Source organism: Acetobacter indonesiensis (assembly GCF_000963945.1).
In the GTDB taxonomy this organism is placed as follows: Bacteria; Pseudomonadota; Alphaproteobacteria; order Acetobacterales; family Acetobacteraceae; genus Acetobacter; species Acetobacter indonesiensis.
This window is the reverse complement of the sequence record NZ_BAMW01000015.1, coordinates 180044-195709: the sequence shown is the minus strand read 5'-3', so window position 1 is coordinate 195709 and position 15666 is coordinate 180044. Positions and strand designations below refer to the sequence as shown.

The following is a 15666-nucleotide window of genomic DNA, read 5'->3' as shown; positions in this document are numbered from 1 at the left end:
TAACGTCTTTATAAGAATAACGAACAAAACAGGAAACCTTCCGCGTGTCCCTGCCTAGCCCGACCCATTCCTCGTCCCGTCATAAATCCTTGTATCTTCAGGTTATTGTTGCCGTTGTTACAGGCGTTTTGGTTGGCTATTTCTTCCCCAATATCGGTGCGTCCCTCCGCCCCCTGGGCGATGGTTTTGTCAAACTGATCAAGATGGTCATTGCCCCGGTCATTTTCCTGACAGTGTGCACTGGCATTGCAGGCATGGCCGACCTGAAACAGACAGGACGTGTGGCCGGTAAGGCCATGACCTATTTTCTGTTCTTCTCTACCCTTGCGCTGATTTTAGGCATGATTGTCGCCAATGTGGTGCGGCCGGGTGCGGGTCTGCACATCAAGCGGGAATCTCTGGATTCAGGGGCTGTTGCATCCTTTGTGACAGAAGCCCATTCGCATTCGTTCACCGAATTCCTTATGCGCATCATCCCGTCCACAACGGCGGGAGCCTTCACATCGGGTGAGATTTTGCAGGTGCTGCTGGTGGCCATTCTGTTTGGCATCAGTCTGGCACAAATGGGCACTGCGGGGGAAAAAGTCCTAGACCTGTTCCGTAGCCTGACGTCGCTGGTGTTTGGCGTGGTGCGCCTGGTTATGTATGCAGCCCCGATCGGCGCATTCGGTGCCATGGCCTTTACTGTTGGTAAGTTTGGTGTGGCGTCTATCGGCCACCTGTTTGAACTGGTGCTTGCCTTCTACGTCACGGCCATTCTGTTTGTCTGTGTCATTCTGGGCACCATCACGCGCCTGATGGGCTTCAGCATTCTGCGACTGCTCAGCTACCTGAAGGAAGAACTTCTGATTGTTCTGGGCACAAGTTCTTCTGAATCTGCCCTGCCCGGCCTGATCACCAAACTTGAAAATGCAGGCTGTCCACAAGGTGTGGTGGGGCTGGTTGTTCCCATGGGCTACTCCTTCAATCTGGATGGCACCAATATTTACATGACGTTGGCCGCCCTGTTCATTGCACAGGCAACTGACGTGCATCTTAGCCTAGGTGAACAGGTTGCCCTGTTGCTGGTAGCGATGGTGAGTTCAAAAGGGGCAGCCGGTGTTACCGGCGCAGGCTTTATTACGCTTGCGGCCACGCTTTCCGTTGTGCCGAGTGTTCCGGTAGCGGGTATGGCGCTTATTCTGGGTATTGACCGCTTTATGTCTGAATGCCGGTCACTGACCAATCTGGTTGGGAATGCCGTAGCCGCCATTGTTGTCTCGCGCTGGGAAAACTCGCTTGATACGGTTCAGCTTCATGCGGCGCTTGATAAAAAATCGTCGGTAGAAAGCTGAGCCTTCACATAAAAATCATCCCTGAAACTTCTGCGCCAGAAGCCGCTTAAGCATTCAAAATAACAGGAGAACCGGAATGACCACGGCGCAGCGTCTTCGTGGTATTCTGGCAGGATCTGCCGGAAACCTGCTGGAATATTATGACTGGTATGTTTACTCATCTTTCACCATTTATTTCGCGCATGCTTTTTTTCCCCGTGGCAATGAAACCGCAGAACTTCTGAACGCTGCTGCCATTTTTGCTGTTGGCTTTTTCATGCGGCCCATTGGCGGGTGGCTTCTTGGCGCTGCCGCAGACCGTTATGGCCGCCGTGCCGCACTGACCATTTCCGTTACCGCCATGTGTCTGGGGTCTCTGGCCATTGCGGTCTGCCCGACCTATTCGCAAATTGGATTACTGGCACCTGCCGTGCTGCTGTTAGCCCGTCTTGTGCAAGGATTAAGTCTGGGCGGCGAATATGGGGCCTCTGCCACCTATCTGGCTGAAATGTCAGACCCGCATAATCGTGGTTTCTGGTCAGGGTTTCTGTACGTCACACTGGTGATGGGGCAGTTGCTGGCACTGGTTATCCTGCTGCTGATGCAATATGTCTTCCTGACCCCACAGCAGATTGAGTCATGGGGCTGGCGTGTGCCCTTCCTGCTGGGCGCGCTGGGGGCCGTGCTGATTTTCTGGCTCCGTCGACAGATGCAGGAAAGCGAACGCTTTGAACGCAGCCACGAAAAACAGGAAAAAGGCGGTCTGGCTGTTCTGCTTCAGCATAAACGCTCGGTCCTGACCGTTTGCGGCATGACGCTGGGTGGCACCGTGGTGTTCTACACCTACACCATTTATATGCAGAAATACCTTGCTAACACGCTGGGCTTTCCCAAAGACACCGCAACGCTCGTGTCCTCTGCTTCTCTGCTGGCCTTTGCCCTGATGCAGCCTGCATTTGGTGCGTTGTCTGACCGCATTGGACGCAAGCCACTGCTGCTATATTTTGGGGTTCTGGCATCTTTGGGCACAGTGCCTTTGCTGACCATGCTGTCAGGTGTCAGTTCCCCATGGGCCGCATTTGGGTTGATAACCGGGGCACTGTTTATTGCCTCGGGTTACACTTCCATTAACGCCATTGTGAAAGCAGAACTATTCCCCACGCAGGTGCGGGCGCTGGGGGTCGCATTGCCCTATGCCGTCACCGTCTCGATTTTCGGCGGCACGACCGAATATATTGCGCTGTGGTGCCGTCAGGCCGGGCACGATATCTGGTTTGCCTATTATGTTTCGGCTTGTGCGGCTGTCACCCTGATTACGGTTCTAACCCTGCGTAAAACCGATAAAATCAGTGAAGAAAACAACGTATCCGCCCAATAAAACATTACGATTATTTTAGGAAAAGGCCAAAAAGGCCCACAATGGGCCTTGAAATTGCCATGAGCAGGTTCGTTACTTGAAGTCATAGAAGCGGGGTGCTTCGACACTCCCTTCCTGTTTTAAGGAGGCATGTATCATGCGCCGTATGACTAAACTTCTTCTTGCTCTGCCTATTATCGCTGGTACGGCGCTGGCAACTGTTCCAGCAGCTGAAGCACACCCCGGCCCCCACTGGGGTGGTGGGCCGCATTGGGGTGGCCCGCCCGGACCGCGCGGCGGTTACTGGGGCGGTGGGCCACGCCACTGGCATAGAGGCGGTAATGGTGGTGCCATAGCGGGTGCCCTGATTGGCGGCCTGGCTGTTGGGGCTCTGGCAGGTGCCGCCGTGGGTGGTTACGCAGCCCCGCCCCCTGTCGCTTATGCGCCGCCACCCCCGCCCCCACCGCCGGTTTATGCGGTTCCGGCGGTACCAGTGGCCCCGGCACCAGGTTATTACTATAGCGCACCTGGAGCCTATTATTCTGGCTGGTAACGCGCGCTGATTAGTCTGCTTAGCGTCACAAAAGGCAAACCCCGCTTCACGGCGGGGTTTGTTTTATTGGTGTTATAGTTTCTGGGTGGCTTCAAGCACGGCCTCAATATGCCCTGGCACTTTGACCTTATGCCAGATGCGGGCAATCTTGCCGTCAGCGCCTACCAGAAAGGTTGTGCGGTCAATGCCCATATAGGTTTTACCGTAGAGCGATTTTTCACCCCACACACCGTACGCCTCCGTCACGGCACCGGTATCGTCAGAGGCAAGCGGAAAAGTCAGATCATATTTATCAGCAAAGGCATCCAGTTTTTTAACCGGATCACGGGAGACGCCGATAACGGTTAACCCGGCCCCTTCAAACTGTTTCAATGACTCATTAAATCCGCAGGCTTCCTTGGTGCAGCCCGGTGTATCCGCCTTCGGGTAGAAATACAGCACGAAGGGCTTTCCCTTCAGATCAGTCAGGCTGACATGACGGTCCCGACTGGCGGGCATTGAAAAATCCGGGGCGACATCGCCTTCCTGCAAAACCTGTTTTTCAGCCATGCTTTAAGCTCCCTTCTGTAAAATCAAACAAAAACTGCCATTAACCGTAGCCGCGCAGAACTGTGACCGGAAGACACAAAGAGGCCATTCGTCCACTGACCATGTACCCATGATCCCGCAGTCACGCGTCCTATCTTGAAACGCGCAAGATCAACCTGCACGGCGTGTTTACGTGCTGTATGTTAAAGCATTCCATTGCTGGGTGTTTCCACCAGCACTTCTGCAAAAGCATCCCCTTCCGCTACCGGGCCAATCAGCCGTGTGAAACAGGCTCGCACGCCTTGGGCTAATGCAGACGTTCTAGTCAGCAACGTCGCCAGATTATCCATTTTCATGGCGCGCAGCAGAATCGTCAAAGCCGCAGGGGACAACTCTTTTTCCAGATCAAGCGGCGGCACTGGCCCACATAACAGGCGCAGCAAGCATTGCAGGCGTCGCCACAGGGCATCTGCCTCTAGCAAAAGGGCAACATCATCCTTTTGCAGCAGCTTTTCCTTGCCTAACCGGGCCAAAGCCTTGCGCGTGCAGGTATCACGTGCGGCTTTGTTGGCTGCCACCAGTTGCAGACTCTGCGCTATAAATTCGACCTCCATAAGGCCACCAACACGCCGTTTGATGTCCCACGGGCTAGAGGCTGGGAGATCTCGCGCCAGACGCGCCCGCATGATTCGGGCATCGTCAAGCAGGGTGGCAGCCGCAACTGGCAGCGCCAACATTTTGCCATCAAGAATACGCCCCAGATCATCCTGCAACGCACGCTTCAGGGTTGCTGGCGCACTGATAATGCGGGCACGCGTTAAGGCCATGCGTTCCCACGTCCAGGCCGCCTCGGTGTGATATTTCAGGAAGGCACGCCGCGCTACAGCAACCGGACCCGCCGCGCCAGAAGGACGAAGTCGCATATCAACAGCATACAACGGCCCTTCTGGGCCAGGGGCCGTCAGAGCGCCAATAAAGGCATGTGCCAACCGGGTATAATATTGTGCCACGGCAACCGACCGCGCAGCGGGTAACGGGAAGCCCTCCGGTGTTCGGGCGGGTGGGGTTTGCGGAACAACACTTGCCTGCACCTCTTCCGGGTGGTCGAACACCAGCAGCAGATCAAGGTCTGATCCGGGCATCATTTCCCGTGACCCAGCCTTACCCATGGCAACAACGGCCATACCGCCGCCCGGTACGCGGCCATACCGCCGTATATGATCTTTCTCAACCGCCAGCTTCAGCACCATCATGATGGTATCGGCCAAGGCTGTTCTGGCCCGTTCGGCTTCGTCCTCGCCCATGCGCGCTTCAAGCACGGCAACGGACAACCGAAACTCCTCACCTCGCAGCAAGGGACGGAGGGCTGTTACCAGTTGCTCCGTGCTTTCAGCCTCGGCGGCCAACTGGCGCAGGCGGGCTTGAACGTTGCGGCCTTCTTCGGGTTCGGGCTCTAGCAAGCCTTCAAGGGCCGAGGGTTTGTCCGCCAGATGATCAGCCAGAAACGCCGAGGCATCAAACAGAGCCGCAATACGGTCAATCAGCGCCGGGTTACGTTCAAACAGCGACAAAAGCTGCACACCTGCATGCTGGCGCGCAAGCAGGGCATCAAAGCGGCGCAAACACGCCAGAGGATGACTGCGCGCCGCAAAACTGGCCAGCAACGCAGGCAACAATACCCGCAACAATGCGTGTGCGCGTTCGGACCGCAAAGCCCGGAGACTATGTCCCTGCCAGCGGGCCAGAACCTGCGCTGCCTCAACAGCCTGTTCTGCCGGAAAGCCAAGGTTTTGAAGGAGTGCTGGCGAATTGTCATCGTCAGGGGCTACGGCAAGCAGTGCAGTTTCTGCGTCTTCCGTGGCTTGAGGCTGACTGACAAAGTGACGCTCAAAAATCCGCCGTGCCTCCCGCATACGCGGCAGAAGATCAAGCGCCAGTGCCTCACCATCGGCGTAATTCATGAACACGGCAAAGGCATGAAATGCCTCCGCCTGATCTGGCAGAGAATGGGTCTGGTGGTCTGCCCGCATCTGTAAACGGTGTTCGGCATCACGCAGCAGCCGATAAGTGCGCGCCAGAATCTCCGCTTCCTCACGCGGGATATAAGCGGAACCCACCAGTTTTTTCAGCGCGCCAAACGTCGTTTTTTCACGCAAGGCGGGTACCCGGCCGCCCCACACCAACTGCATGGCCTGGGCAATGAATTCAATTTCCCGAATACCACCCTGCCCCAGTTTCAGATTATGGCCCAACAGCCACTGCATACTGGCCTGCGGGTCTGCCAGCACACTATCAGGCATATCGGCCAACCCGGTACGGCCGACATTTCGGTAGCGGTCAATCCGCGCCTTCATGGTGTGGATATCGTCAATCAGGGCAAAATCGAGGTGCCGCCGCCACACAAACGGGCGGATAGCTGCTAGAAAATCACGCCCGACCTTCAGGTCTCCCGCCACAGGGCGCGCCTTGATCATGGCGGCGCGTTCCCACGTCTGGCCTAGGCTTTCATAATACAGAATTGCGGCCTGAACGGACACGGCGGCGGGGGTTGACGATGGGTCTGGCCGTAGCCGCAGATCCGTTCGGAAAACGTAGCCATTCGCATCCCGCGCTTCCATGAGGCTCACAAGATCGCTAGTCATACGAATGAACACACGCCGCACAGCGTCTGGCTGCTTGTGAACCGACGGGTCATATAGCACCATCAGATCAATATCGGAGGAGAAATTCAGTTCCCGTGCCCCGAGCTTTCCCATTGCCAGAACAAAAAAACCACTGCCGTATGTCGGGCGTTTGGGGTCACGTAACTGAAGCTGACCGGATTGATGGGCGACCCATAACAGATGCCTGACTGCGACCTCCAACGCGCTTTCAGCCAAACGGCTGAGAGCCTGCGTTACGTCCTCCAGCGGCCAGAAACCGCCCAGATCAGCCACGGCGCACAGCAGGGCCACGTTTTTTTTGGCCTGCCGCAGGGTGGCGGCAACATAGTCTCGCCCAGATGTAATGTCACACTCGGCCAACGCCGCAAACGCGTCTTTGGCGCAGGCCTCGGGCCCCTTCTGCAACAACGCGGCAAAGGAACACGGATCTTGCCGCGCCAGATCACACAGATACGGGCTGTTACCACCAAGACAATCGACCAGCCCCATGGCCCCCGGCAGATCAAGCACCGCCTGAAGCCCCACCCCACAGAGGGCCTGCTTTATATCCTCCTCAAAATTACGCGCCGCCTGCGTGTCGGCCGCCACCGGCCAACAGGCATCGGGCCAGACACGCGTGCGACGGCCACCCCGAGGCTCACGAACATCTTTGAACAGAGATTGAATAACAGGCGTCATGGTTTGACCATCATGGTGAAGGACGAAGGGTTGCTGCGTTGACTTCCACAGGTCAAGACCTGCCGCGCCCGCTGCATAAGCGGGCGTTACGTATTTTGACAGTTCTGGCGTTTGCGGTGCTGCTTGTGCCCATGCTGTGCGTTGCCGCCCTGCTGGTGCGCATGATGTTTGGCCCCGTCAATATTATGCCTCTGGCCCGGCCGTTTCTGCCCGTAACCGTCATGCAGGGCGCAAAAGGACAGCCACCAGCAGCGCAGTTGACGCTCGGCAGGGCCGAACTCCGCTGGAACGGTCTGCGGGACGGGTTAAGCACGCCCGTCATGCTTGATTTGCATGATCTGCGTATCCTCAAACCCGCGGCATCCGCACCCGATACCATTCGGCAGGCCCGCGTTACGCTTGACCCACTGGCGCTGGCGCACGGCACTCTTTCCCTGCACACGGTTGAACTTGAAGGGGCGCATCTGGCCCTGCGCCGCCGAAAAGATGGCAGCATCGGATTAGATACCGATGCAACGTCCCCCAAACATCAAGACACCAGTAAGGAAGGGCTTGATACCCTCGGCCTACAGCGTCTGCGCATCCACAATGCCGAAGTCACGGTCAATGACCAACTCACTGGCACGCAATGGGTCGCCTCGCCGTTTGAAGGCAATCTGAATCTGGTGCCCCTGGCGGGCAAGAACGGTTTTACGGGTTCAGTCGTGCTCAGTATTGTTGGCACACAAAGTGACGCCGCGCGGCTGGACCTGAAAGCCGAAGGGACGCAAACCCCAAACAATACCGTAACGTGGCATCTTGCCGTAGCCCCTACTCAACCGGCAGCTTTTGGCAGTCTGGCACCTGCACTAAAACCGATAACCAACATTATCAGTTTACAGACTGATACAGTCTTTGCGCCTGCCAGCCATAGCGGCTGGCTTTTGCCACAAGGGATGGACCTTCTGGCCGATATTGGGAAGGGAGCGTTTGATGCTGCCGGGTCACACTATCTCCTGAACCACGGCACGGCTGGTGTGCATCTTGACCTGAATCATGCCTCCGCCACGCATATTCCCGCGACCATTACGCTCAAAACTCTGCAACTTGATCTGCTTGACCCAGACCAGCCTGATACGCCGTCTGCCGGAATAACCGTTCAGGCCAGTGGCAGCCTGCATGCGTCTGACCTGTTCAGCCCACAGGCTCTTTCCGGTCAGGCCAGTGTGGATATTCCGCAGGTCGATTTTGCCAATATCAGTCAGTTCTGGCCTGAAAAAGCAGCCAAAGGCGGACGGAAGTGGGTCAAAACCAACATCACGGAAGGGATTGCCCACGGGCTGCATGTTGGTGTCACAGCGCACAGCAGCACAGGCTGGAATGGCATTCAGGTTACGGGGGCCACAGGCGGGGTCGATGCCACGGGCCTGACCGTGCATTGGTTGCGCCCGGTCTCCCCCTTGCATGGGCTTGATGCCCATCTGGGAATAGATGGGCTGGATACGCTCACCATCACATTTGACCACGGTTACCAACTGGTTGACCGTGCGGACAAGAACGTGGGGGCAACTGGCACGGGCCGCATTGAGGCTGGCCCCGGCTCCATGCTGATTACGGGCCTAAGCAAGAAAGATCAGGACGGGACAATCAAGACAGCCCTGCGCGGTAACCTGCGCGATGTTCTGGCTTTACTGGCAGAACCACGGCTTCATTTGCTGTCACGCCACCCTATCAGCTTCACCAAGCCATCAGGCAATGCAGTGCTTGATCTCTCCCTGACATTACCTCTGGAAAGTGATGTCACCACGGATCAGATGACCATCAATGCCCATGCAGATTTAACGCGCACCTATCTGGGCAATGTTGTCATGGGGCGCGCTATTACGGATGGCCGGATTCAAATAGACGCCACGACACAGAACCTGAACGTGAAGGGCCATGCCCTGCTTAGCGGTCTGTCCTCTGACGTGACATATTTTATGGATTTCCGGTCTCTGGCCCCGACGCAGGTGGCTGAAAAAGCCCACGTTCTGACGCATATTACCCCGGCATCGGCTACTGCCGCCGGGTTTGCGGTGGGTGACCATTTCTACGGCAGCGCAGACCTTCAGACTGACTATACCCGTCTGGCCAACAATCAGGGCAATGTTGACCTCAACCTGAACCTGACGCCTGCCAAAATTCTTATCCCGCTTTGGCACAAGGCGGCGGGGCGGCCCGCACAGGTGTCTGCTCAACTAGCCATGCAGGACGGGCACATTACCGCCGTAAACAAAATTCTGGCGACAGGCCCCAATCTGGACGTCCGGGGACAAGCCCAGATACGCCCTAACCGGCCGCCTGAACTGGTGATATCCTCGTTCCGTATTGATCGGTCTTCCGGCCATGCCAACCTTATCCTGCCTTATGCCGCCAAGGACAAAACCATCCGCGTCGGTGTTTATGCCGATACACTTGATTTAGCTCCCTTGATGGAAGGCGACCCGACAGCCCCCAAAAAGCCAGCCAGTGCCGGGTACCATGTGCCAGAGGCCGCAACAGGCACCATTCATGGACCACCCGGGAACGCATGGGTTATTGATCTGGAGGCGAATGATCTTTTCTACAGCCAGACCAAACAGCCCCTGAGTGCGGTGCGTGCCCATTTTGAACATAACGGCATGCGGTTGGAGCGGATGCATTTTACCATGCGTGGTCCATCCCCTGTTGCCATGCAGCTTTCGCCAAATGGCAGCAAACGCAGCCTGCACGTCACTATCCCTGACATGGGGGGCTTTCTGTCTGCGCTGAATATTCTACCCAATGTTGATGGCGGGCAAGCAACCCTACAGGGTGCATTTGATGACACACAGGCCTCGGCCCCGTTTAAGGGTGTTCTGGCTGTCAGCCCGTTCGTGCTGAAGAAAACCCCCAACACGGTGCTGATCGCGCGAAATCTGTCACTTTATGGCTGGATAAACGCCCGCAAAGCCCCCGAATTTGAGATCACCCATTTGCAGATGCCCGTCACGTTTGCAGACGGTGTTCTGGCAATTCAGGACGGACGCGCTGGGAATGATGCATTGGGCGCAACGCTTGAAGGCAAGATTGATCTTGACCACAGCAAGCTTGATCTGAACGGAACGGTTGTGCCTGCCTTTGCGCTAAACCGCCTGCCCGGCAGACTGCCCGGCATCGGGCGGCTGTTCAGCCCCGAAAAAGATGGGGGACTGGTCGCTATGAAATTCGGGCTTTCCGGCAAGCTGGAAAACCCTGAATTGCATGTAAACCCGTTTTCCATTTTCCTGCCGGGCGTGCTGCGCAAACTGTTCTGACACACAACGCCTGCACCGTGATTTACAAGAATTACGGACGATCGGGCGTGTGAGTGTCTGAACCGCGGACCCCGGCATCGGGGATATCCGCATCGCTTTCCGTCAGGTAAACCGTGTCATGCAGCGGGGCCTGCACATGGGCGGTAATGATCCCGGCCTTAACCGCAGCCCGGAAGCCACTTTCATCATCCTCAAACCCGCTATCCAGCCCGTTTCCGCTCACGTCGCCCACCGGCTGAAACGTGACTGTGGGCTGTGGCTGCACGGGGTTCACAAGCCAATGCCGGGTGCGGGACACCACCGTTGAGGCATCTGCCATGCCGCAAGGCTGCATCTCGGTCAGCGTTACGGTTTCTGTGGTCACAAATCCTTCGGCCTGCGCTGGCTGCTTTCGTCCGTTAGCCGGGCTATGCGCCACAAAAATGGTGCCGGAAGGGATAACCATCAGGGTATCCGGTTTATCCTGCGGGCGATGCGCAAAGCAGATGGCAACACCGCCCTGCCCATCCAAGGACGGAGCAACGTCCTGCACCCCTCCACTCGCGGGACCGGATGGCGATGGGCCCGCTGGTTGAGCATATGCGTCCCATCCCGTCGCGCCGGTTGCTGTCACCAAGACCACCGCCAAAGTGCTAATGGTTGTTCTGGCGTTGCGCCGCGCCATGCCGTTCTCCTCTTCTCATGGAGGATACGGGCGGCATTATGGTGTGGCTGGTGCTTCCGTTTTCAGCCCTGCGGGGACAGCAAACACGCTATCCGGCTGGGCCGTGCGGCTGACAGTCAAGGCCCGAACCGTAATCTGGCCACCCTGTGCAACCTGTAACAAAATGCCATCTGCCGTATAACACACATCACTTGAATGCCCGTCCGCATCCTTTGTGCGCCACAATGTGCATTGTTCACCCGCCACTACGGAACCACCCAAACGCGCATAGGTGCCCGTCATGGCTGGTTTACCCGGTGGCGTCAGTCCCTGACTGGGGGCGGGCATCACGCTTTCCCGTTTCCTGCCTTCATCCACCACTGTCAGGGTATGATCAGGCCAGGATGTAATCATGAAAACAGGCGAATTTTCCGGATCAAGACGCTGACGCAGCGAAGATACCTGCCAGCGCATCCTCTGTTTCATAACGGCATCTCCGGTCGGAGAGGTCACTTCGTACAGGACATCTGTATCAGCCGATGGCGTGATGAAAGGCGCATCCTGTGCCTGTGCTGGCGCCACTGTTACACCGCACCAAACCAACAGGCCGGCAATGAGAGCTCCCCCCGAGACGCAAAGCGCATGCACTGCTCTGCTTCTCTTGGGCTGCGATAAGCCGGTTTTATCGGCCTGTGCCAGCCTCACCCTATGGCGTCTCATTGTGTAGCATCATCCTGTGCGGGACGCGATGCAGCCGCAGAGGGCACCTGCGTTGTCGGGCCAACACCGGGAATAACACTGCCAGATGGCCCCGAACCCTGATCCGTTTTGGCCGGCCCCATTTCAGGATTGGCCGAACCATGCGGTGAATGGGGTGTAATTTCCTGATACCCGGCAGGCGGCATGAACGCGCTGGCCGGAACATCATCATAGGAAATATGTGTCGCTTTCAGGTGTCCATTCAGACCATCTACGTCCACACCATCCTGCTCAAGCACAAAGCCATCATCGGTGACACATGCCGAACCTGTTCCTGCGTTCGACTGGACGCTCCAGATTGTGCAGGGCTGCCCTATGACCTGAGACTGCCCCTTGCGCGCAAACTGCATGGACATATCAAGCAGGAACGGACTGCGCGCCACTTCCTGCTGCACCAGACGGGTGTAGATTTTCCGGTCATCCAGAATAATCAGCACTTCCTGCGCGGCACGGTTAATAATGACAGAACCACGACTGTCATCCCCTTCCATGCTTTTCATGTAACGGATGCGCAGCAGACCGCCATCGCCTGAAAACAGAACCTGCACATGGCGTTCTGGCAACGGACCAGCCGGTATTTTCCCTGCCTGCACCAGATCAGCCGGGGGTTTGGGCTGGAACACATAATCAATCACGGCATCGCGCGATGGCGTCAGGCGCGGATGGTCAGGTTGGGCAGGCGCACAGAACGCAGATGGCGCAGCAATGCTACCCAAAGCCAGCGGGGAGGCCACCATCGTCAGGCAGCACAGGGTCAGCAGGCGGGTTTTCTTCTGGCCCGGCTGTCTTATCGTCATACTTGTCTCTCTTCCCACTGTCTTATCGTCAGGCTGCTTCATTCCTACAGGCTTCATGCCAGAGTGCCAGCCTTTGTTTATCTGTCAGGCCCGTTGTCAGGCTGTCTGAAAAATCTTTTAACTGCCGCTTCGCATAGTGCGAATTTCAGCCTCAAGCACATCAGGGGCCACTGTGCCATGCCAACATGGCAGCATATGGACAGCGCGCTCCAATGTTGACTTGTAGTCCGCTGCCGGGATTTCCACCCCGCCAAACCTAGTCAAATGGTCTGTGCCAAACTGTGTATCCAGCACCAGAAACCCAGACAGTCGCAAGCGGGCAACCAGATGCACCAACGCCACCTTGGAGGCATCGGTCACACGGCTGAACATACTTTCCCCAAAAAATGCACCCCCAAGTGCTACGCCATACAGGCCGCCAACCAGTTCACCATTCTGCCGACATTCCACACTATGGGCGTATCCTTTGTCATGCAGGGCGCAGAAAAGCCGGAATATCTCACTATTGATCCATGTCTGCTCGCGGCCCGGTGCCGGGGCGGCACATCCCTTCATCACACCGGCAAAATCCTGATCGACCGTCACATCAAACCGGCCCGACAGCACCGTACGCCGCAACCGGCGCGGAAGATGAAACGCCTCAAGCGGCAGCACACCGCGGGGGTCTGGGTCATACCATTGCAGATCCTCATCCTCGGCATCGGCGGCCATGGGAAACAACCCTATGGCGTACGCCCCCAGCATGAGTTCTGGCGTCAGTCCCTGTTCAGACATCTGGTGTCACTGCCCCCTGATACGTGCGGGTCTGCTGAATGCGGCAGTCACTGAAATGTTTACAGGCAAACACAACCGACCCCTTTCTTTTCCGTTGGCTGCACCACATGGTTTTCCATCCGGTTCATGCTACTGTGCTGGCACGGAAACTCAATCTTGTCTCATCAGCAAGGGCTGTCCATATGTCTGCCGCCAAACCCCGCATCCTTCGCTCCGTCCGCCTGCTGAATGCGGCTGAAAAACGAATTGAGGCCGATTTCACCGCCCCGCCAGCCCCGGCCGAACCTCTTGACACAGCGGCCATCCTGAAACTTGCCCACGAATTTCAGCCTGTTGCCATTCTGGTCACGCACCATGCGCCCCTGAAAGGGGCTGACATTGCGGCCCTGCCAGACAGCGTAAAGCTGATTGCCACAGTCAGCGTCGGGCTTGATCATCTGGATGTTCCGGCCTTGCTGGCACGCGGCATAGCTGTTTCCAACACGCCTGATGTGCTGACAGACTGTAACGCAGATCTAGCCATGATGCTGATTATTGCCGCATCCCGTCGTGCTGCCGAGTATTACACCCTGATGAAAAAGGGGTGGGGCCACACGTTGGGCATGGATGAAATGCTGGGCCACCGTGTCACGGGCAAAACACTGGGCATTATTGGCATGGGCCGTATTGGGCAGGCAGTGGCCCGTCGGGCGCGTGGGTTTGAGATGAACGTCATCTATCACAACCGCCGCAGACTGGATGCCGCGCAGGAAGAAGGAGCAACCTATTATGCAACGCTGGAAGACATGCTGCCCAAGTGCAACATCCTTAGCTTGCACCTGCCCGCGGCACCCTCTGGTGGGCCGTTGATGACAGCCCGCACACTGGCACTGTTACCGCGTGGGAGTGTGCTGGTAAACGCCGCCCGTGGTGCCTTAATTGATGAAACGGCCCTGATTGACGCGCTACGATCCGGCCATCTGTTCGGTGCCGGGCTGGATGTGTTTCAGAACGAACCGAACCCGGACCCAAGGCTAATCAGCCTGCCGAACGTCTTCGCCACGCCGCATGTGGGTAGCGCCACGGTTGAAACCCGCACGGCCATGTGCATGCTGGCCCTTGATAACGTGGCTGCTCTTGTTGCTGGCCAACCGCTCCCTACCCCCGTGACTGCTTGAGGAGACCTGATTTTATGCCAATGACCCTCCGCCTTGCCTGTCTGATTGGGATTGGCGTGTGTGCGCTGCTTGACCTGATTGCGCCCCATTATCACCTGACGGCAGAACTGATCGGTGGTGGGCTGCTGGTGATTGCCGTGGTGGCTACACTCATCATGGATGAAACACCTCCAGCCCCCAAACCCCGCGTTGCACGGGAAGAAAGCTGAACAAACCAGCCTCGGCAACCTATGTTCCGCTTTAATTTTGGGCAAAAAAAGGGCGGCCAGATTATCTCTGGTCGCCCTTTCGTCTGTCTTGGATTGTCTTGGCGTTTATTCGGCGTTTGCCCGTGCAACCACCTGTTCACGCAACGCAACGGCCGTATCACGCACAACGGGACCATGCTCACGCTCTAACCGGCGAATGGTAAAGTGCGCCCGTGCCAGCGCCCGGTAATGATTAAGAAACGCAGTGTTCAGTGACGCACCACACAGCGCCCCCGCCACTGGCATAAGCTGAAGGGACACTTTCTGCCCCAATGCCAGACCATAGTGCGAAGCCACTTCCGCAATCAGCATGACAACGGGCCGGCCACGCAACAGGGCACGGGCCGAGAAGTAGCCCAGTTCGCTTTCATCCGTCTGACGCACGTTGGGGAAGGCGCGAAGGGCGAAAACCTCAAGACAGGCGCGCCGTGCATCCGGGTCAGACAAATCCTCCCCTTCTTCGCGCGCAATGCGGCCGATTTCACGCATGATGGTTAGCGTCGTGAAGCCAATATCAGGGGCAAGACCAGCAAGACCGGCAAACCCGCCAACAGCCCCGGATAGGGCAACGGCTGCTTGCAGGGCTGGTGTGCGCCAACGCTTGATATCGGCTGATGCATCCTCGCCAGACCGCAGGCCCAGAATGGCAACGTCAAACGCGCGCGCAATCGATGCCTCTGCCAGCCCTTTCAGCTTGTCTTCAATGCCCGGAGCCATACCCAGCCCGCGCATACCCAGCCGTGCAGCGTGCCCAACAGCCCCCCCCATCAGGTCTGCAAGCCTGACGAGCACCCCTTTGCCGGACTCAACCTGCGCCAGAGCCTGCTCAAGTTCGCCCAGATCCTGCCCGGTGAGCTTAAGCGGGACGATACCATTGCCCGTCATATCTACAGTGCTCATCTG

At 57.2% G+C, this 15666-nt stretch carries 13 protein-coding genes; 6 read left to right on the top strand and 7 right to left on the bottom strand.

What is annotated here, in order from left to right; genetic code table 11:
• The first annotated feature begins 44 nt into the window (after positions 1–44).
• The 3 genes from Abin_RS05785 (at position 45) to Abin_RS05775 (ending at position 3223) form a co-directional block, all read left to right on the top strand.
• Positions 45–1334 (top strand): dicarboxylate/amino acid:cation symporter, encoded by a 1290-nt coding sequence (locus tag Abin_RS05785; RefSeq protein ID WP_048845390.1) that lies wholly within the window; start codon positions 45–47, stop codon positions 1332–1334.
• A 76-nt stretch (positions 1335–1410) separates the two neighbouring features.
• Positions 1411–2691, top strand: a complete 1281-nt coding sequence (locus Abin_RS05780; RefSeq protein ID WP_048845389.1) for an MFS transporter — start codon at positions 1411–1413, stop codon at positions 2689–2691.
• Between the two features lie 136 nt (positions 2692–2827).
• Positions 2828–3223, top strand: a complete 396-nt coding sequence (locus tag Abin_RS05775; protein ID WP_048845388.1) for a hypothetical protein — start codon at positions 2828–2830, stop codon at positions 3221–3223.
• 72 nt (positions 3224–3295) lie between these two features.
• On the opposite strand, the gene bcp is transcribed toward Abin_RS05775, so the two are convergent.
• Positions 3296–3772: a thioredoxin-dependent thiol peroxidase gene (bcp, locus tag Abin_RS05770; protein ID WP_048845387.1), complete on the bottom strand. Its 477-nt coding sequence runs from the start codon at positions 3770–3772 to the stop codon at positions 3296–3298.
• A 182-nt stretch (positions 3773–3954) separates the two neighbouring features.
• Entirely contained in the window at positions 3955–7092 is a 3138-nt protein-coding gene (locus Abin_RS05765) for a bifunctional [glutamine synthetase] adenylyltransferase/[glutamine synthetase]-adenylyl-L-tyrosine phosphorylase (protein ID WP_048845386.1), read from the bottom strand.
• 38 nt (positions 7093–7130) lie between these two features.
• Here Abin_RS05765 and Abin_RS05760 point away from each other — a divergent pair, with 38 nt between their 5' ends.
• Entirely contained in the window at positions 7131–10385 is a 3255-nt protein-coding gene (locus Abin_RS05760; protein ID WP_048845385.1) for an AsmA-like C-terminal region-containing protein, read from the top strand.
• Positions 10386–10416: 31 nt separating this feature from the next.
• On the opposite strand, the gene Abin_RS05755 is transcribed toward Abin_RS05760, so the two are convergent.
• The 4 genes from Abin_RS05755 to aat all read right to left on the bottom strand — a co-directional run bounded on the left by Abin_RS05755 (position 10417) and on the right by aat (position 13358).
• Positions 10417–11049 (bottom strand): hypothetical protein, encoded by a 633-nt coding sequence (locus Abin_RS05755; RefSeq protein WP_052948170.1) that lies wholly within the window; start codon positions 11047–11049, stop codon positions 10417–10419.
• Between the two features lie 36 nt (positions 11050–11085).
• Positions 11086–11748 (bottom strand): hypothetical protein, encoded by a 663-nt coding sequence (locus Abin_RS05750; RefSeq protein WP_255319261.1) that lies wholly within the window; start codon positions 11746–11748, stop codon positions 11086–11088.
• On the bottom strand, positions 11745–12584 hold the full coding sequence (locus Abin_RS05745; protein WP_048845384.1) for a DUF4412 domain-containing protein: 840 nt from the start codon (positions 12582–12584) through the stop codon (positions 11745–11747). Before Abin_RS05745 ends, Abin_RS05750 begins: the two co-directional genes overlap by 4 nt.
• 117 nt (positions 12585–12701) lie before the next feature.
• Positions 12702–13358 (bottom strand): leucyl/phenylalanyl-tRNA--protein transferase, encoded by a 657-nt coding sequence (gene aat / locus Abin_RS05740; RefSeq protein ID WP_048845383.1) that lies wholly within the window; start codon positions 13356–13358, stop codon positions 12702–12704.
• Between the two features lie 182 nt (positions 13359–13540).
• Between aat and Abin_RS05735 the strand changes: the two genes are divergently transcribed.
• Positions 13541–14515, top strand: a complete 975-nt coding sequence (locus Abin_RS05735; protein ID WP_048845507.1) for a 2-hydroxyacid dehydrogenase — start codon at positions 13541–13543, stop codon at positions 14513–14515.
• A gap of 14 nt (positions 14516–14529) precedes the next feature.
• On the top strand, positions 14530–14724 hold the full coding sequence (locus Abin_RS05730; protein ID WP_255319260.1) for a hypothetical protein: 195 nt from the start codon (positions 14530–14532) through the stop codon (positions 14722–14724).
• Positions 14725–14829: 105 nt separating this feature from the next.
• Here the strand turns inward: Abin_RS05730 and Abin_RS05725 are convergent, their stop codons facing one another.
• Positions 14830–15663, bottom strand: a complete 834-nt coding sequence (locus Abin_RS05725) for an EcsC family protein (protein ID WP_048845382.1) — start codon at positions 15661–15663, stop codon at positions 14830–14832.
• Positions 15664–15666: the final 3 nt, after the last annotated feature.